The sequence below is a fragment of the Synechococcus sp. CBW1006 genome, from assembly GCF_015840525.1.
Lineage (GTDB): Bacteria > Cyanobacteriota > Cyanobacteriia > PCC-6307 > Cyanobiaceae > CBW1002.
The window spans coordinates 1,177,518-1,194,300 of sequence record NZ_CP060396.1 but is presented as its reverse complement, the minus strand read 5'-3'; the positions used below and the strand labels follow the sequence as shown (position 1 = coordinate 1,194,300).

16 protein-coding genes are annotated in these 16,783 nt (G+C 67.7%); 7 read left to right on the top strand and 9 right to left on the bottom strand.

The features are described 5' to 3' along the window. Window positions 1–84 precede the first annotated feature (84 nt). On the bottom strand, window positions 85–471 hold the full coding sequence (locus H8F26_RS05680; protein WP_197158146.1) for a hypothetical protein: 387 nt from the start codon (window positions 469–471) through the stop codon (window positions 85–87). 412 nt (window positions 472–883) lie between these two features. Further along, entirely contained in the window at window positions 884–1,264 is a 381-nt protein-coding gene (gene mscL, locus H8F26_RS05675) for a large conductance mechanosensitive channel protein MscL (RefSeq protein WP_197158144.1), read from the bottom strand. A gap of 170 nt (window positions 1,265–1,434) precedes the next feature. On the opposite strand from mscL, the gene H8F26_RS05670 reads away from it, so the two are divergent. The 3 genes from H8F26_RS05670 (at window position 1,435) to H8F26_RS05660 (ending at window position 3,488) form a co-directional block, all read left to right on the top strand. Then, window positions 1,435–2,049 carry a cytochrome b/b6 domain-containing protein gene (locus H8F26_RS05670; protein WP_197158142.1) on the top strand — a complete coding sequence of 205 codons (615 nt, stop codon included), beginning with the start codon at window positions 1,435–1,437 and terminating at the stop codon, window positions 2,047–2,049. A gap of 42 nt (window positions 2,050–2,091) precedes the next feature. Continuing rightward, a complete protein-coding gene (locus H8F26_RS05665; protein ID WP_197158140.1) occupies window positions 2,092–2,799 on the top strand; it encodes a molybdopterin-dependent oxidoreductase in 708 nt (235 codons plus the stop codon). 74 nt (window positions 2,800–2,873) lie between these two features. Then, on the top strand, window positions 2,874–3,488 hold the full coding sequence (locus H8F26_RS05660; RefSeq protein ID WP_197171123.1) for a TVP38/TMEM64 family protein: 615 nt from the start codon (window positions 2,874–2,876) through the stop codon (window positions 3,486–3,488). 30 nt (window positions 3,489–3,518) lie between these two features. On the opposite strand, the gene H8F26_RS05655 is transcribed toward H8F26_RS05660, so the two are convergent. After that, window positions 3,519–3,725, bottom strand: coding sequence for a hypothetical protein (locus H8F26_RS05655; protein ID WP_197158137.1), 207 nt, complete (start codon window positions 3,723–3,725; stop codon window positions 3,519–3,521). Between the two features lie 580 nt (window positions 3,726–4,305). Between H8F26_RS05655 and H8F26_RS05650 the strand changes: the two genes are divergently transcribed. Continuing rightward, entirely contained in the window at window positions 4,306–7,302 is a 2,997-nt protein-coding gene (locus H8F26_RS05650; protein ID WP_197158135.1) for a choice-of-anchor I family protein, read from the top strand. Window positions 7,303–7,353: 51 nt separating this feature from the next. On the opposite strand, the gene ligA is transcribed toward H8F26_RS05650, so the two are convergent. Both ligA and H8F26_RS05640 read right to left on the bottom strand, forming a co-directional pair. Further along, on the bottom strand, window positions 7,354–9,417 hold the full coding sequence (gene ligA / locus H8F26_RS05645) for an NAD-dependent DNA ligase LigA (RefSeq protein ID WP_231605586.1): 2,064 nt from the start codon (window positions 9,415–9,417) through the stop codon (window positions 7,354–7,356). A gap of 106 nt (window positions 9,418–9,523) precedes the next feature. After that, window positions 9,524–9,946, bottom strand: a complete 423-nt coding sequence (locus H8F26_RS05640; RefSeq protein ID WP_197158131.1) for a hypothetical protein — start codon at window positions 9,944–9,946, stop codon at window positions 9,524–9,526. 78 nt (window positions 9,947–10,024) lie between these two features. Between H8F26_RS05640 and H8F26_RS05635 the strand changes: the two genes are divergently transcribed. The 3 genes from H8F26_RS05635 (at window position 10,025) to H8F26_RS05625 (ending at window position 12,111) form a co-directional block, all read left to right on the top strand. Then, window positions 10,025–10,594: a SprT family zinc-dependent metalloprotease gene (locus tag H8F26_RS05635; RefSeq protein ID WP_197158129.1), complete on the top strand. Its 570-nt coding sequence runs from the start codon at window positions 10,025–10,027 to the stop codon at window positions 10,592–10,594. 127 nt (window positions 10,595–10,721) lie between these two features. Continuing rightward, window positions 10,722–11,531: a hypothetical protein gene (locus tag H8F26_RS20095; protein ID WP_197158127.1), complete on the top strand. Its 810-nt coding sequence runs from the start codon at window positions 10,722–10,724 to the stop codon at window positions 11,529–11,531. A gap of 58 nt (window positions 11,532–11,589) precedes the next feature. Further along, the gene (locus H8F26_RS05625; protein ID WP_197158125.1) at window positions 11,590–12,111 is read left to right on the top strand and encodes a DUF1269 domain-containing protein; all 522 of its coding nucleotides are present in this window, start codon (window positions 11,590–11,592) and stop codon (window positions 12,109–12,111) included. Window positions 12,112–12,177: 66 nt separating this feature from the next. Here H8F26_RS05625 and H8F26_RS05620 read toward each other — a convergent pair whose 3' ends face one another. From H8F26_RS05620 to mnmG, 4 genes are all read right to left on the bottom strand, one after another. Continuing rightward, a complete protein-coding gene (locus H8F26_RS05620; protein WP_197158123.1) occupies window positions 12,178–12,687 on the bottom strand; it encodes a hypothetical protein in 510 nt (169 codons plus the stop codon). A gap of 155 nt (window positions 12,688–12,842) precedes the next feature. Further along, complete coding sequence (locus tag H8F26_RS05615) at window positions 12,843–13,514, bottom strand: chorismate lyase (RefSeq protein ID WP_197158121.1); 672 nt, start codon at window positions 13,512–13,514, stop codon at window positions 12,843–12,845. A 99-nt stretch (window positions 13,515–13,613) separates the two neighbouring features. After that, complete coding sequence (locus tag H8F26_RS05610; protein WP_197158119.1) at window positions 13,614–14,735, bottom strand: hypothetical protein; 1,122 nt, start codon at window positions 14,733–14,735, stop codon at window positions 13,614–13,616. A gap of 9 nt (window positions 14,736–14,744) precedes the next feature. Continuing rightward, on the bottom strand, window positions 14,745–16,766 hold the full coding sequence (gene mnmG, locus H8F26_RS05605; RefSeq protein ID WP_197158118.1) for a tRNA uridine-5-carboxymethylaminomethyl(34) synthesis enzyme MnmG: 2,022 nt from the start codon (window positions 16,764–16,766) through the stop codon (window positions 14,745–14,747). Window positions 16,767–16,783 lie beyond the last annotated feature (17 nt).

The following is a 16,783-nucleotide window of genomic DNA, read 5'->3' as shown; positions in this document are numbered from 1 at the left end:
GCCATCCCTGTCGCGGCAGCGAAGCCCGGATGATCTCCGTGGTCTGCTGATGCCACCGCAGCGGGCAGGGAAGAAGGCCTCCGATTACATCCGCTCCTGATTATCGCCGGCTGCCAAGACAAGGGTGGCGGAGATCTCCACACCCACCCCGTCGGTGTTGCACAGCTCCGGGCAGTGCTGCATCGTCAGTCGATCCAGCTGCTGGATGCGGCGGGCGAGGTTGCGCAGGGCCATCTTGACGGCGGCCAGCGGTGTGCTGATCTCTCCAGAACGCAGACCGCTGAAGCATTCCACCAGCTCCTTGCCCTTGAGCTGCTGCAGGTGTTCCCGCAACGCTGCCGGTGCAGTCACCACGATGGCGTGCAACTGATGGAGGGCCGCGGTGCGGTAGTCGGTGGCTGAATCCTTGACCACCTTGAGCATGCGGATCATCTCCACCAGGTCATGTCCTGCCTTGGGAATGACGATCAATTGGCCGTCAATGAAGCAGCGCGCAGCAGAGACCGGCGCCGTGGCAACCGGTACCCTCCAAGGAACACCGGGCGACTCCCAAACTCAGCAGCCCAACCCATCCGCTCCCGGTAGCCGCTGCGTTTGGCAACCAGCTTGAGGCTGCTCAGCCGGCCGCCATTGGCTCTGCGCTCATGGCGGCTGGGAACGGGAGGGGGTGCAACCAGCCGGGCAGACGGACAGGCCATTGACGGGACGGGAACGTCGGACTGCTATGGGGTCACGGGACTCCCCAGTTGGTTGCCCCACCGCACGGACCGACAGGTGCGCTGGGCGGCGTGCGAGCCGATTTGTGGACCCTTCAAGACCTCTGCATCGAGAACTGGGGGCCTGCCTGACAACCCCCATCTGCAGCGGCTCCTGCGGCCTTCTCCTACAGCCCCTTGCGGTCGAGCGCCTCGGCGAGCCTTGTCACCGCCGAAGCCAGCTGGGCCTGAGTATCGGGAGGTGCCACCGCCTCCTCCTTGCGTTTGGTGGCCTCGATCGCCCGCACGATCAGGAACACCACGAAGGCGATCACCAGGAAGTTGATCAGCGCCACGATCACGGCGCCGGCCGGCCAGGCGTTGATCGAGTCGACCTGGGCAGCCTTGAGCGCGGGCTCCAGCAGGCTGGTCATCACCAGGCTCACAACTGCGTCGACCACCTTGCCGAAGGCGCCGCCGATCACCACCGCTACAGCAAGGTCAACCACATTGCCCTTGTTGATGAAGGCCTTGAAATCGGCAAGGAAACTGGAGCGACGCGGGGCCATCAGCCGAACATCCGGAGGACTCGCGACAACCTACCGGTCGGATGAACGGACAACCCTCACGGCAGCATCGGTGGCAATGGCGTGTCAGCGATGGCGCCAAGATCAGTGGAACCCTTCCAACAATCCATCCGCCAGGCTCACCGGTATCCCCTTCAGGCTCGCCTTCACCCATGCCCGAGGCTCCGGTCCAGTCCGCCCGCATCCGGCACGCCCCCTGGTGGACCCGGGCCTTCCATGGCTTCAACCTGCTGGTGCTGGTGGTGATGGCGGCCAGTGGCCTGCAGATCTACAACGCCAATCCCGTGTTCGGCGGCCGCGAAGGCGCCACCATTCCGGATCTGTTGACGCTGGGGGGCTGGCTGGCGGGGGGGCGCGACTGGCACTTCGGGTTCATGGGGCTCTACGCCCTCAACCTCGGCGTCTGGATCGCCCTGCTGCTGGCCCGGCGGCGGCGGCGGCTGGCCCAGGCCGGTGATCTGAGCACCCTCAAGGGCAGCGGCAACGCTGGCAAGCGCCAGCTGGCCAGCCACCGGCTGGTGTACAGCCTGATGCTGATCCTGCTGGGCTTCAGCCTGATCACCGGCCTGGCGATGTACAAGCCGGCCCAGTTCTGGTGGCTTTCGGGCCTGTTTTCCTTCGGGGAGTCCTTCGGTGTCACCGCCTGGCAGACCCTGCGGGTCTGCCATTTCGCCACGATCCCTGCCATCGCTCTGTTGCTGATCGCCCACGTGCTGTTGTCGTGGCGGATCGGTGGGATGCGGCTGCTGCGCTCGATGCTCGCTTGAGTGCAGGCCCGTCTGAATCTCCATGCCCGCCTGAGCCCTGCCATGCCCAGCACACCCGTTCTCAGCCGCCGCCAGCTCCTGGGCCTGGGCATCTCCGGTGGCTCCTCGCTGCTGCTGGGCGGTTGTGCGCTCAATGACCTCAGTTCCTCGGTGGGCGACGCCACCCAACCCCTGAACGAACGTCTCGAAGCCCTGCTGCAGGGTCGGGGGCCGGTGCCGCTGTTCCGGCCCGATCAGGTGGATCCGGCTGCCCTGCTGATCAACAGCTTCAATGGAGTGCCCAGGCTTGATCCCAACAGCTACCGCCTGCGGGTCGATGGCCTGGTGAGCCGTCCCCAGAGCCTGGGTCTGGCGGCTCTGGCGGCCCTGCCCCAACACACGTTGGTCATGCGCCACGTCTGCGTGGAGGGCTGGTCGGCGATCGTGGCCTGGTCGGGCGTGCGCCTGGCCGATGTGCTAAGCCTGGCGGGGATCTCGCCCCTGGGGGGCTACGTGGAGATCAGCTCGGCCGATCAGTATTTCTCCAGCTGGGACCGGGCCTCGGCCCTCCACCCCCAGACCCTGCTGGCCACGGGCATGAACGGCGCGCCCCTGCCGGCGGCGAACGGGGCCCCGGTGCGGATCGCCACCCCGATCAAACTGGGCTACAAGCTCAGCAAGTGGGTCACGGGCCTGCGGGTGGCCTCCAGCCTGGGCGAGCGCCGCGGCACCTGGGAAGACCAGGGCTACGAGTGGTTTGCGGGGCTCTGAGGTCCGCCGCCTGATCAGTGCGTGGCGGAGGGGTTGTCCATGTCCCCAGAATGCTGCGTTCCCGGGCTCGTGCCATGGATGCCTCCGGCCTGCTCGAGCAGATCCTTCCCGCCCTGCGCTCCCCCGCCGGCGCCGTGGCCTTCGTGCCGCTGTATGCCCTCTGGGTCACGCTGCTGCTGCCCGGCGTGTGGGCCTCGATGCTGGCGGGCGCCCTCTACGGCACCTGGTGGGGCAGCGTGGTGGTGTTCGTGGGCGCCAGCCTCGGGGCGGTGGCCGCCTTCCTGCTGGGCCGCCACTGGCTGCGCGACTGGGCCCGCCGGCGGCTGGCGACGGTGCCGAAGCTGCAGGCGATCGAGGTGGCCGTGAGCCGCGAGGGGCTGCGCCTGGTGCTGCTCACCCGCCTGTCGCCGGCATTTCCCTTCAGCCTGCTGAACCTGGCCTACGGGCTCAGCGAGGTGAGCCTGCGCGACTACTGCATCGGCCTGATCGGCATCCTCCCTGGCACCGTGCTCTTCTGTGCCCTCGGTGCCCTGGCCGGCGACGTGGCCCGCTTCGGGGACGTGCTGCACGGCCAGGCCGATGCCGGCACCTGGGCCCTGCGGATCCTGGGCGTGATCGCCACGGTGGGCTCGGTGTGGGTGGTAGGCAGGGCGGCCCGGCGGGCGCTGGAGCAGCAGGAATCCAGCTGAAGCACCTCGCGCCAGGATCCTTGCTCGGGTTCAGGGCCCGGCCTGCGCGTCCGGATCGGGCAGGGGCCAGTCGCGGATCGCTGCGATCAGCACGAACCAGGTCAGCCGCAGCCTGGCCGGCAAGCCGGGGCGCGAGGCGAGCTCCAGGTAGCTGGCCCGGCCGCACTCGGTCTTGATCCAGCGGAAAACGGCCGGAGGGACAGGCGGGGGCGCAGAGGAGGCAGGAGGTCTGGGCATCGGACAAAGAGACGGTCAAATCAGAAGCGGCAAGGACCGCATGCGCCAGGTTGGCCTAAGAGTTCGCTGAAAAACCATGTCCTGTCTGCGACATGGGTCAACCGCTCAGTCGTGATCAGAGCTCAACAGGAGCTCAGCAGCTCTCTGTCCTCCCTCCTGGATTCTGCGGGTGGGCCCACCGGCACGCCTCTGGCCCTGGAATCGCTCTGATCCAGCTCAGCACAGGGCTCAGTGCATCAAGGAACACAAGCCGACATGTCAGCAAACACCTTTGCCAGAATAATTTCAGGCTCTTAAACAGTTGTTAGTGATCACAAGGCGGGGCCTCTGAGAGATTCAAGAGCCTAGGATTTCATCCATGGTCGCTTCATCAAACGGCTTCTTCGGTCTGAATCAAGCGCTGCATGGTGGACGTGGACGCCGGAGGTCATTCTCCTTCGATCGATTTGAGGACAAGCTTTCCAGGTTTGCTCGCAGGTTCCATTTCAATGCGGACCCTGCCGATCCCTTACTTGGCAGTCTCGATCTTTCGCCAGACGGCACCACTGGCGAACAGCTCCAGACCGAGATCTCTGCCTATGTGCGACTCGGCAAGAAGCTGTTTCTGCTCTCCTCGGGGGGAGGTCAAACGCTTCAGATCACCGATGCAACCAATCCGGCCTCGCCGCAACTGGTGGAGCGCCGGAGCTACGGCGGTGCCTACAACAGCACCTCGGTGGCGGCCTACGGAAACCTGGTGGCTGTGGCCCTCACGCCGGCGGACTACGACGACATCCCCTCCAAGGGCCTGGTGCGCTTTTTCCGGATGGGGAGGAACGGCCGACTCACCCAGTTGCGCGATGTGGAAGTCGGCTATCTGCCTGACGGCATCGCCTTCAGCAAGGATGGACGCCAACTGGTAATCGCCAATGAGGCCCAGCCCAGCGGTGACTACGGCATCGATCCTGCGGGCTCGATTGGCATTATCGACATCAAGGGCTCCAGACTCAACCCTCGCTTCAACTATACGGATCTCAGCTTTGACGGCCTGGATCTACCCACTGGCCTGCGCATCTCCGGTCCCGACGGCACCACCGCATCCCAGGACATCGAGCCAGAGTACATCAGCATTCTCGGTGACAAAGCCTACGTCACCCTTCAGGAAAACAACGGCGTGGCCATAGTTGATCTGAGGACCCGCCGCATCGTGGCGATTCACGAACTGGGCTCAGTCGATTACAGCCAGTTGGCCGTAGATCTCTCCGACAGAGATGGCAGCAACGGTGGCGAGGACTTCCTGCCCCAACTGGGACAGGATTTTGTCGGCTTACGCATGCCCGATGGTATCAGCGCCTTCCAAGTGGAAGGCAAGACCTACTACATCACCGCCAATGAAGGGGATGCCCGGGAATACGGAGACTATGAAGATATAGCCCGCAATCCCGCTGCCGCCAATGGCCGACTGGACACCATCCTGGCCTCTGATGGCACGCCCACCAACGTCTCCCTTGGTAGTCGCTCGGTGAGCATCTTTGATGCCCAGACCGGCGAGCTTGTCTGGGACAGCGGGAACAGCCTTCAGACAATCGCCTTCGCAGCGGGCACGTATGACGACGGCCGCAGTGATGCCAAGGGTGTGGAGCCCGAGACGGTGACGACCATCCAGGAAGACGGCCGCACTTACGCCATCGTGGGGATGGAGCGTGGCCTCAAGACCACCCTGGTCATCTTCGACATCAGTGAGCCGACGAATGGCCAGTACGTCAGCCACAGCGTGATTGAGGGCAGTCTCTCCCCCGAGGGCCTGCTGGTGATTCCCGCCAAGGACAGCCCCACCCGCCGCAGCCAGTTGGTGATCTCCAATGAGGTCAGCAACACCCTGGACATCCTCGACCTGAGTGCTCTGATCAACACCCCTGGCCCAGGCAGTGCGGGCGTCTTCGAGCAGACGATGCTCAAGGATGTGGCCGGAGGGCCCGAGCTGCAGATCAGCAGTCTGATCACCAATGGTGAGTTCACCAACGGCCTGGAGCCCGGCGCCAGTGTCTACACACCCACCGGCATCTTCGATGGCCTTGGCGCCTACGACAACGGAGATGGCACCTACACCGTGCTGGCCAACAGCGAGCTCAACAACGGCACCGGCACCCCCTATGTAGTGGGCGGTGTGGCCCTCAACGGCGCCCGCATCCACAAGCTGATCGTTGACAAGGACGTCGATGATGACGCCAGCAACGGCTACCAGTCGGCAGTGATCGCTGGAGGGATCGCTTACACAACCATCGTGGATGCCAACGGCAATCTGGTCCCCGATGCCGCCCAGCTGAACGGAGGTTTCAATCGCTTCTGTTCTGGCAGTTTCGAGATAGCCGACCGTTTCGGGGCCGGCCATGGCTTTGTGGATTCCATCTACCTCACCGGTGAGGAGACGGATGAGGGTCTCTTCTATGCCCTCGACACCGCCACCGAAACCCTCTACGCCCTGCCGGGGCTGGGCCGCGGTGGCTGGGAAACCGCCGTGCAGGTGGACACGGGCAGCGCGAACACCGTGGCTGTGATCCTGATGGATGACAACACCTCCCCCCTCTATCTGTGGGTGGGCAGCAAGTCGGTGGATCCGGCGGCCTCTTTCCTGGAACGCAACGGCCTGGCGGCGAGCCAGGGCAATGTCTACACCTGGGTTCCGACGGGTGGCAGCATTGGCACGGATGCTGGCCTGGTCGAGCAGGACTACACGGATGATGATGTCGACAATCCGGTGGCTGTACCCGATTCCGCTGACCTCAATGACCTGGCCCTGGGCACCGCCGCCGCCGGCAGCTGGGAGCTGGTGGGCGACGGCTCCACAGTGGCCAGCTGGGATGAGGCCACCCTGCGAGCCAACGCCAACGCCCTCGGGGCGCTCCAGCTCAGCCGCCTGGAGGACGCCAGCATCAATCCCACCAATGGCCAGCACGTGGTGTTCGCCACCACCGGCAATTCGGCCTTTGCTGGGGCCGACAGCTTCGGCAACCTGATCACCCTGGATCTCAGCGGTGCTTTCAATCCTGATGGAGAGATTGTTGCGGGAAACAACAGCACCAATCTGACCGTAATTTATGACGGCGATCGGGAAATTTCTGATTGGGAGACTACCAACGGGAGTGCGATCGATACGCCCGAAGAACAGGCCGCCTTCGGTGCCACGATCATCCGCAGCCCCGACAACCTCACCTGGTCGGCTGATGGGTCAATCTATGTGCAGGAAGATCGCTCGGTGCCTGCGCCTTACTTCGCCCAGGAAGAGGCCTCGATCTGGAAGGTGAGCCCCACCGAGACAGATTCCATCACGGGCCAGGCCTCCACTGAACGCTGGGCCCAGATCGATCGGACCGCAGTCCCTACCGACTACGGCCAGACCGACCCCAGCGCTACCGATCCGGGCAACTGGGAATCCTCCGGGATTCTTGATGTCTCCACCCTCTACAACCAGCCCCCCGGCACCAGTTTCCTGGCCGACGTACAGGCCCACAGCCTGCGCGACGGCAACATCGGCGAGAACGGCAACCTTGTGCAGGGTGGCCAGCTCAACCTGATCCAGGACACCGGCGTGCTCTGAGCCTTCGGGTGACACGCCGATGATGTTGAGGGCCCCCAGCTGGGCCCTTTTTCATGCTTCGGCCAGCAGGGCCAGCAGAGCCGCTTCATCCAGCACCGCCACTCCGAGGCTTTCCGCCTTGGCCAGCTTGCTGCCGGCCTCCTCGCCGGCCACCACGTAGCTGGTCTTCTTGCTCACCGAGCCGGTGACCTTGCCGCCGGCGGCCTCGATCCGCTCCTGGGCCTGGCGGCGGCTGAGGCTGGGCAGGGTGCCGGTGAGCACGAAGGTGGAGCCAGCCAGGGGCGCCGCCAGGGCCGCGGCCCCCTCGCTGGGACCGGCCATGGCCTGCTGCTCGGCCGCACTGAAGGCCAGGGAGAAGCCGAGCTGCTCCAGCTCCGCCAGCAGGGCATGGTTGGCCGGGGTGCCGAACCACTGCTGCAGGCTCTGGGCGATCTCCCCGCCGATGCCGAACACGGCGATGATCCGCTCCGGGCTGTCGGCGGCGGCGGCGGCCAGATCAGTTGCACTGGGGAAGGCGCGGGCCAGGGCCTTGGCATTCACCTCCCCCACGTGATGGATGCCGAGCCCGTAGAGCTGCCGCGGCCAGGGCTGGGTTCTGGAGGCCGCCAGGGCCGCCACCAGATTGGCGGCACTCTTCTCGCCCATCCGCTCCAGGCTGGCCAGCAGGGCCGCATCGAGCCGGTAGAGATCGGCGATCGAGGCCACCAGGCCCCGATCCACCAGCTGCTCGATCAGCTTGCCGCCGAGGCCGTCCACATCCAGGGCCCCCTTGCTGACCCAGTGGCGCAGGGCGCCCCGCAGGATCGCCGGGCAGCTGCTGTTGACGCAGCGGGTGGCCGCCTCGCCCTCCTCCCGCACCAGCTCCGAGCCACATTCCGGGCAGGTCTGGGGCAAGGCCAGCCGCGGAGCCGCCGCAGGCCGCAGCTCCGGCAGCACCCGCACCACCTCCGGAATGATCTCGCCGGCCTTTCGCACCACGATCGTGTCGCCGGCATGGAGATCCAGCTCCGCCAGGCGGTCGGCGTTGTGAAGGGTGGCGCGGCTCACCGTGGTGCCGGCCAGGGGGACCGGCTCGAACTCGGCCACGGGCGTCACCACGCCGGTGCGTCCCACCTGGCAGGCCAGCCGCAGCAGCTTGCTGGGGGCCTCCTCGGCGGCGTACTTGAGCGCGATCGCCCAGCGGGGTGCCTTCTGGGTGAAGCCGGCATCGGCCTGCAGGCGCAGATCGTTGAGCTTCACCACCACGCCGTCGGTGGCATAAGGCAGCTGCCGGCGCCCCTCCTCCCACTGGGCGAAGAAGGCCTCCACCGCCGCCAGATCGTTCAGAAGCGAGGCATTGGGATTCACCCGGAACCCGGCCCTCTGCAGCCACTGCAGCGCCTGCCACTGGCCGGTGGGGCGCTGGGGATCAGTGGCGGCGGGCTGCCAGTCGTCCGGCAGATGCAGGGTGTAAGCGAAGAAATCGAGCCGGCGGGCGGCCACCACCCGCGGATCCAGCTGGCGCAGGGTGCCGGCGCAGGCGTTGCGGGGATTGGCGAACAGGGCCTCGCCCCGGGCCTGCCGCTCGGCATTGATCGCGGCAAAGGTCGCGTCGGGGATCAGGGCCTCGCCGCGCACCTCCACCCACTCCGGCGGGCGCTCGAGCTGGAGCCGCAGCGGCACGCTCTGGATCGTGCGCACGTTGGCGGTGATCTCCTCGCCCCGCTCGCCGTCGCCACGGGTGGCGGCCCGCACCAGCAGGCCGTGCTCGTAGCTGAGGGCGAGGGCGTTGCCGTCGATCTTGAGCTCGCCCACCATCGCCAGGGCCGGCAGGGGAGCGCCGGGCTGGGGCTGGCGATCCAGCACCTTGAGCAGCCGTCCGTACCAGGCCTCCAGCTCCTCGAGGGAGAAGGCGTTATCGAGGCTGAGCAGGCCGATGCGGTGGGCCACACTCACGAACCCCTCGGCCGGGGCCCCACCGACGCGCTGGGTCGGGCTGTCCGGCGTGATCAGCTCAGGATGGGTCCCCTCGAGCTCCAGCAGCTCCCGGTAGAGCCGGTCGTAGACCGGATCCTCCATCTCGGGGGCGTCGAGCACGTAATAGGCATGGGCGGCGCGGCTGAGCAGCCGCCGCAGCTCCTCGGCCCGCTGCCGCGCGGCCCCCGGGGCTGGGCCGCCACCGCCGTTGGGGGCGCCGCCCCTCGGGTCCGTCGTGCTCACGGCGGCCATCCTGCGCTGGCGATCACGCCGCGGCCAGCCGCTGGATGCGGTCCACCCGCCAGGCCTCGTCGACCTTGGCGAAGGTGAAGTCGAGCGGCAGTTCCTCGTTGCCTTCGGATTTGAGCTTCACCGTGAGGATGACCTGGCCGTCCTGAATGCGGGGGCGGCCGCTCTTGAGGTTGCGGTACTTGTTGAGCTGCAGGCCGGCCAGGAAGCGGATGAACTGCTGGCGGTTCACGTGGGAGCGGTAGTTCTTGGTGGTGAGCAGGTAGGCCCCATCCACCTGGCCGCTGGCCACCTGGGTGAAGAACTGCTTGATCAGCGGGTTGATCCCCCTGGCGCTGATCACCAGCCGCACGGCACTGATGGTCCAGTACAGAAGCAGGGCGCCGGCTCCGGCCAGCAGGGCCTTGCTACCGATCGTGCGGGCCAATCCCCAGTCCATGTGCGCGCGGCTGCAGTTCAGAGCACCGGAGTCTGACGGACGGGCCGGTCAGACTGTCGCCGCGGGACCACCAACCCCATGACCCTGGAGCCCCTGCTGCCCCTGTTCCACCGCCTCGACCGGGAGCATTTCGACGGCAGCCTGGCGCCCGGCGGGCAGCCGCTGGTGACCCTGCGCTGGAGCGATGGCCGCCTGTCGCGTACCGCCGGCCTCTACCGCCGTGGCCGCCGCGCCGATGGCAGCGACCTCTGCGAGATCGTGCTGTCGCGCCCGCTGCTGGAACCGCTGCCGCGCCAGGCCACCCTGAGCACGCTCTGCCACGAGATGATCCACGCCTGGGTGGACCGGATCCTCGACCTGCGGGAAGTGCATGGCCCCCACTTCCGCGCCCGCATGGCATCGATCAACGCCCGCCAGCACGACTTCGTGGTGAGCCTGCGCCACAGCTTCCCGGTCCCCACCACCGCGACCCGCTGGATCGCCCACTGTCCCCGCTGCGGCCTGCAGGCCCGCTACCAGCGCCGCCGCCGCAACCTGGCCTGCCGCCAGTGCTGCGAGCGCTGGCACAACGGGCTCTGGCACGCCAGCTGCGTGCTGGTGTTCAGGCCGGCCCAGGAGCCTGTCGGGGCCGCTCGGCAAGGCCTCTAGGGTCGCGCCATGGACAGCTTTCTCTGGGCCCTGCAGTTCGGCGGTCTCACCATCGCGCTGGTGGGCCTGCGCCGGGAGCGGTGGCTGGCGGGGCGGCGTCGATAGGCTGAACCGAGCAGGTGGCCCGATGAGCGACGAACCCCGTTGGAACTCCCGGCCGGGCAGTGGGCGGCGCGGCGATGACCCGCTGGAGCAGCGGCTGGATCGTTGGGTGAGCGCGGGACGGCAACTGGTGGATGGGGTGTCCGGGGCTCGCCCTGGCTCGCGTCCGTCAGGGCGTGGAGCCACCCCCCGAGCCGGTTCACGGCCACGCCTCGACGACCTGGGCCGCTGGATGGGCGACAAGCTCGACTGGCTGCTCGATGACAACGACGACGACTGGCGCGAACCCTGGCAGCAGAACGACCCGACCCCCCGCCGGCCTGAACCCGAGCCGCCGGCGACGCGCTCCCGTGATGACGGGTGCGGTGATGGGCGATTTCCTGACGAGCGTTCGACCCGTTGGCGTTCCGGCTCCGGAGCATCCAGCGGCGGATCGTTCAACGCCGAACCGTTCACCACCGAACCGTCCGGGGTTGGACGTTCCAACCGGGGAGCGTCCCGTGCTGGACAGGGCACCGGTGGTCGGCGCCCCCTCGAGGCCATCTCCCGGCGCCAACGGGCTGGTGGATCCGCCGGCACCAACCCGCGGATCGCCAGCTCCGGCCCACGCGCCTCGCAGCCGGTCGACTCCCGTTCAGACCAGGCCAGGCCAGCCGAAACCAGGCCGCCCAGGAGCGAACCAGACACCCAGGAAGAGTGGCCTGATCAGGCCGACTTCAGCCTGCCCCGCTGGCAGCGTCCCAGCCCCGGCACGACTCCAACGGCGCCCACGACGCCCATCGAGCGGGAAGCGGGCGGGCGGCCCCTGCCCCGATCCAGCCGTCGCCGGCCCTAGAGCTGACCAGCGGTACCCATCCCCCTGCTTAGCCTGAACCTGCATTGGCGCAGAGATCATGAGCAGTCTGGTGGTGGTGAGCTTCCCGAAGGTGGAGGAGGCCGAGCAGGTCCGCCGGGAGCTGGTGGACATCCAGCGGGAGCAGCTGATTTCCCTGGAGGATGCCGTGGTGGTGGAGCACGACGCTGAGGGCCAGGTGCACCTGCGCCAGGCGATCAACCTGGCCGCCGCCGGTGCCCTGGGCGGCGGCTTCTGGGGCACCCTGGTGGGCCTGCTCTTCCTCAATCCCCTGCTCGGCGCCGCCGTGGGTGCCGGGGTGGGCGCCGCCTCCGGGTCCCTGTCGGATCTGGGCATCAACGACGCCTTCATGCGCGAGCTGGGCGAAACCCTGCCCAAGGGCAGTGCCGCCCTGTGCCTGCTGGTGCGGGAGGCCACGCCGGATCGGGTGATCGAGCGGCTGCGCACCCACGCCCCCCACGCCAAGCTGCTGCGCACCAACCTCAGCCACACCGACGAAGACCATCTGCGCGAGCTGCTTGACAAGGCGAGCAAGCAGGCCCAGGCCCTGCGGCTGGCCTGAGTTTCGCGGCACCCCTGGCCCTGGCGTGGGCAGGATCATGCCAGGGGTCTGGAAAGGCCTTCCCCGCTACCTGAGGCTCTCGCGCCGGCCACCTTTGGGCTGAGCCATGCCGCTGCGTTTCGGTGGCTGGACCCGAAAGCTGGAGCCGAGCTGACCCAGGGCCAGGTTCACGGGCCGCACCAGCTCCTGGGGCAACTCGCTGGCCATCTCCTCGGCCGAGGTGCTGATTCCAGGCGCTCCCAGTTGGAGGGCGCTGAGCAGGTCGGCCCAGAGCGAAACCAGGGAGCGCTGGGCCATGGGCATCAGACCATCACCCTCCAGCACCGAGGCACAACCCTGGCGGCTCCAGAGGGCGCTGTGGTGGTGGTGGCGAGGCGGCCCCATCACGGCCAGGCCGAGTCGCAAGGCCTCCGCGGTCGGCTCGCCGCTGCGTTCCCGCAGGCCAGCCGCCACCAGGATGCGCCCCGTCTGCACGGCCGAAACGCCATAAAGGCGACCGAGGTCGGTGAGGCTCAGCCATTCCACAGCCGGGCCGGGAGAGGGCGGGCCAGTGCGCCGAGAGTGAGAGTTGGCCATGGCGGCATCGATTCAGACGTCCACATGCTCCGGCGGCCACGAAGGTCGTCAATCTGTCAACAACAAACAGTGACAACGCGTTACCAACTTCATAAAGCGTTGTTCAGAAGGGTGCCAATGGACATCAGGTCGATCGACATCAGAAGCGGCCGCCGTTAGAGGCTGTGGGCCAGCCTGGGGGCAACCGAGGCATGGCTGGGTATCGCTGCGGAGGATCCAACTGCCGGGGTCCCAGCGGGCCCTAGCCAGTGCTCCAGCAAGGGAGAGAACACTTCGCGGATCACAGTCAGTTCCTGACCTCCGCGAAAGAAGCGGTAATGGCGGCTCCAGAACGGTCCCGCCACCCCGAAGCCCCGCTCCAGCCAGGGAGCCTCCACACGGGCCAGGCCATCCACCTCCCGGAACAGCTCCGCACGGTTAGTGGTGAGGCTGCGCCAGATGGGCAGGCGCCGATCCTGGAGATGGGCTTCCGCCTCCGCCTGATTCCACCAGCTCTCGGCCCAGGCCAGGGTATGGGCGCCGCAACGCAGCCACACCTGGCGGCGCAACAGGGGAGGGGCCAGTTCAGCCACCTCAGCCGGGGGATGGGCGCCAGCTGGCTGTTCGGGCTCGGCTGCCATGGCAATCAGCTCCACCTGCACGGGCGTACCCGTAAGCAACTTCAGATGGCGGGTCGGGCTGCCATCGCCGAGCAACAGCAACTTCCAGGGCCCGGTGAGCGGCTGGGTGGCGGCAGCATCCAGGCCCGCCGTTGCCTCCACCACGTCCTGATACGGGGCCTGCCAGAGAATCCGAGGCGAGGGCAGCAACGGAGCGGACCCAGTCATGCACAGCCTCAGGCCCGGAGATTCACCCTAGGCAGAGGCTTCGATCGACCGCGCCGGACAAGGAACTGAGGATCCAACCGGGATGGCGGAACCCTGGCCTCAGAAACCGCTGCTGATGCTGATGCGGCGTTGCTGGCCACCACGCTCGATCACGGCGCTGTCGCCGGTGGCTGAGCGCAGTCGCCAGCCACTGCCACCGATCGACTCGCCCACTCCGGCCGTGGTGGAGGTGCCGCCCATCTGGAAGATGGCCGAACCTCCCCGGCCGGGGATCTGCACCACACCCACGAGCTGAGGAGCATCGCCACCGCCGCCGCCTCCCTCAGAGCCATCTGCACTGGCGCTTGAAGCCTGAGCAGAGCCCCCACCGCCTCCGCTGGAGGCCGGGGCAGGTGTGGCGATCGAGGAACTCACGGGCACCCTCAGGGGCGCGGCCGTGGGGGCACCGCCCTGGGGCAACGTGGCCAGCTCCTCCATCCAGGGCTCATCGGGCGGCGGCGGCGGCAGCGATGCACTGACTCCCTCCTCGGGGGGAGCGCCACGCTTGCCTTCGGCAGGGTCGGTGTTGCCGGCCGGCGTGGTTGTGGCGGCAGGGCCCAGTGCCCGCAGCCGCTCCACCAGCAGCAGATTTCTCTCCTGACGCAGGGCCTGCTGGGTGGCGTTCCAGTGGCTGAGCAGGAGCAACGAGCTGGCTCCCATGGCCAGGCAGGTGCCACCAAAACCAGCGAGCGCCAGGCCGGGACGCTCACTGACCCACTCGCCGAGCCGGCGGTGCCAGGGAATCCGGGTGATCTGGACTGCATTCGGCACCATGCCACGCCGACCGCTCGCGGCCAGGGGATCAGCGACGAGCTGATGGTGCGGCAAAGGGGCATCCGGGGGCTCTGGCGGGGCTCCAGCCATCGGGGCGGCAGCCGCCGCCGGCGCTGTGGCTGCCGCCATGGGTTCGACAACAGCCATCGGCGCCGGGACAGAGCCTGGAGATGTTGAAGTCTGCAGTCCGGCTTCCACAGCCTGCATCGCAGGGGCGACGGCCTGTTCTGCAGGCATCGGGGTCGCCGCCGCAGACACCCCGGCGGCGCTGAACAGCGAGCCGGCCACAGGCGTGTCGCACAACTCCACCTCGATCGTGGGGGCCGGATCGAAGACCCGGTTGAGGAGTTGATCGGCCTTGAGCTCCCAGTAGGCCCGGGAGGTGGGAATGCCTCGACGGGGCGACACGCGTGCGTCTCAGGAAGAGCGTCTCAACGTACCGACCTTGTCCAGGGTTGACGAGGTCGAAGGGGACGGTGCTGCGGCCGCCTCACGACGCTTTCGCAGCTCCAGCCAGAGCAGCAACGCGGTCACATCCGCCGGACTCACCCCCGGAATGCGGGCCGCCTGGCCGAGGCTGAGAGGCTGAATCGCCGCCAGCTTCTCGCGAGCCTCCCTGGAGAGGGTGGCGATGGCGGCGTAGTCCAGGTCGGCGGGGATCGGGCGATGCTCCTGCCGTTGCACCTGGTCGATCTGCTGCTGCTGGCGGGCCAGATAGCCGCTGTACTTGATGTCGATCTCGGCGGCTTCCCGCACCACGGCCGGCAGCTCCGGATCGGCCAGCCCATGGCGCACCAGGGCAGTGGCATGGAATCCGGGGCGGCGCAGCAGATCGGCCAGCAGGATCGATCCCTTGATCGGCGCGCCGGTTTCGGCCTCCACCGCCGCGGCCGCAGGATCGCTCCCCTTGAGACGCACGGTTTCGAGCCGGCGTTTCTCGGCCGCGATCGCCTCCTGCTTGCGCTCATAGATCGCCCAGCGGCGGTCATCGATCAGGCCCAGCTCGCGGCCCAGGGGAGTGAGGCGGCGATCGGCGTTGTCGCCGCGCAGCATCAGGCGGTATTCACTGCGGCTGGTGAGCACCCGGTAGGGCTCGCGCAGATCCTTGGTCACCAGGTCGTCGATCAGGGTGCCGATGTAGCTGCCTTGGCGGGGGACCTGCACGGGCGCCTGGCCGCGCAGCCGCCGAGCCGCATTGAGGCCAGCCACCAGGCCCTGGGCCGCGGCCTCCTCATAGCCGGTGGTGCCGTTGAGCTGGCCGGCGCTGAACAGCCCCGCGATCCGCTTGGTCTCCAGCGAAGGCTTCAGCTGCGTGGCCGGGAGGTAGTCGTAGTCGACGGCGTAGGCGGGCCGCAGCATCACGCACTGCTCCAGCCCCGGCAGGGTGCGCAGCAACTGCAGCTGCAGACGCTCGGGAAGCCCGGTGGAGAAGCCCTGGATGTAGAGCTCCGGGGTGTCGCGTCCCTCCGGCTCCAGAAAGATCTGGTGGCTGTCCTTATCGGCGAAGCGCACGATCTTGTCCTCGATCGAGGGGCAGTAACGCGGGCCGGCGCTGTCGAGGAAGCCGCCGTAGATGGGGGTGAGGTGAAGGTTGTCGCGGATCAGCTGATGGGTGGCAGCCGTGGTGCGGGTGAGGTGGCAGCTCATCGGCTCGCCGCTCACCCAGCTGGCCGGATCGAAGGAGAAGAAGCGGTCGTGGGCATCGCTCGGCTGCTCCTCCAGCTGATCGAGGGCCACGCTGCGGCGATCGACCCGGGCCGGGGTGCCGGTCTTGAGGCGATCGGTGCGGAATCCGAGGGCCTGCAGGGCTTCGGTGAGCCCCTCGGCGGCCTGCTCGCCGGCGCGACCGGCCGGCATCGACTGATTTCCCACCCAGATCTGGCCCCCCAGAAAGGTGCCGGTGGTGAGCACCACGGCACCGGCTTCGTAGGTGCTGCCGAAATAGGTGCGCACCCCCAGGATGCGGCCAATGGGGCCGCTGATCGGGCCACTGCCCTGGGAAGCGGCTGGCGGCAGGGGCTCACCACTCTCCAGCTCCACCTCCAGCCCCGTGACCATCGCCTCGCGCAGGTGCAGGTTGGGGGTGTGCTGCAACAGCTGCAGCATCTGGCGGGCGTACTGGCGCTTGTCGGTCTGGGCGCGCAGGGCCCACACCGCCGGACCGCGGCTGGCATTGAGCACCCGTTTCTGCAGGGCCGTGGCATCGGCCAGGCGACCGATCACGCCGCCGAGGGCATCGACCTCGTGCACCAGCTGGCTCTTGGCGGGCCCGCCCACCGCCGGGTTGCAGGGCTGCCAGGCGATCCGATCGAGGTTGAGGCTGAACAGCGCCGTGGACAGCCCCAGCCGCGCCGCCGTGATCGCCGCCTCGCAGCCGGCATGGCCACCGCCCACCACGATCACGTCGAAGGATTCGGTGGGGGGTGCGGAGAAAGCCATGAGGGAAATGTATGGCG

Excerpts from the sequence above, each read along its gene's own strand:
- H8F26_RS05635 (WP_197158129.1), top strand. The coding sequence starts at position 10,025 with ATGACCCTGGAGCCCCTGCTGCCCCTGTTCCACCGCCTCGACCGGGAG.
- H8F26_RS05620 (WP_197158123.1), bottom strand. The coding sequence starts at position 12,687 with ATGGCCAACTCTCACTCTCGGCGCACTGGCCCGCCCTCTCCCGGCCCG.
- H8F26_RS05670 (WP_197158142.1), top strand. The coding sequence starts at position 1,435 with ATGCCCGAGGCTCCGGTCCAGTCCGCCCGCATCCGGCACGCCCCCTGG.
- H8F26_RS05660 (WP_197171123.1), top strand. The coding sequence starts at position 2,874 with ATGGATGCCTCCGGCCTGCTCGAGCAGATCCTTCCCGCCCTGCGCTCC.
- H8F26_RS05615 (WP_197158121.1), bottom strand. The coding sequence starts at position 13,514 with ATGACTGGGTCCGCTCCGTTGCTGCCCTCGCCTCGGATTCTCTGGCAG.
- H8F26_RS05640 (WP_197158131.1), bottom strand. The coding sequence starts at position 9,946 with ATGGACTGGGGATTGGCCCGCACGATCGGTAGCAAGGCCCTGCTGGCC.
- mnmG (WP_197158118.1), bottom strand. The coding sequence starts at position 16,766 with ATGGCTTTCTCCGCACCCCCCACCGAATCCTTCGACGTGATCGTGGTG.
- mscL (WP_197158144.1), bottom strand. The coding sequence starts at position 1,264 with ATGGCCCCGCGTCGCTCCAGTTTCCTTGCCGATTTCAAGGCCTTCATC.
- H8F26_RS05655 (WP_197158137.1), bottom strand. The coding sequence starts at position 3,725 with ATGCCCAGACCTCCTGCCTCCTCTGCGCCCCCGCCTGTCCCTCCGGCC.
- H8F26_RS05625 (WP_197158125.1), top strand. The coding sequence starts at position 11,590 with ATGAGCAGTCTGGTGGTGGTGAGCTTCCCGAAGGTGGAGGAGGCCGAG.
- H8F26_RS05665 (WP_197158140.1), top strand. The coding sequence starts at position 2,092 with ATGCCCAGCACACCCGTTCTCAGCCGCCGCCAGCTCCTGGGCCTGGGC.
- H8F26_RS20095 (WP_197158127.1), top strand. The coding sequence starts at position 10,722 with ATGAGCGACGAACCCCGTTGGAACTCCCGGCCGGGCAGTGGGCGGCGC.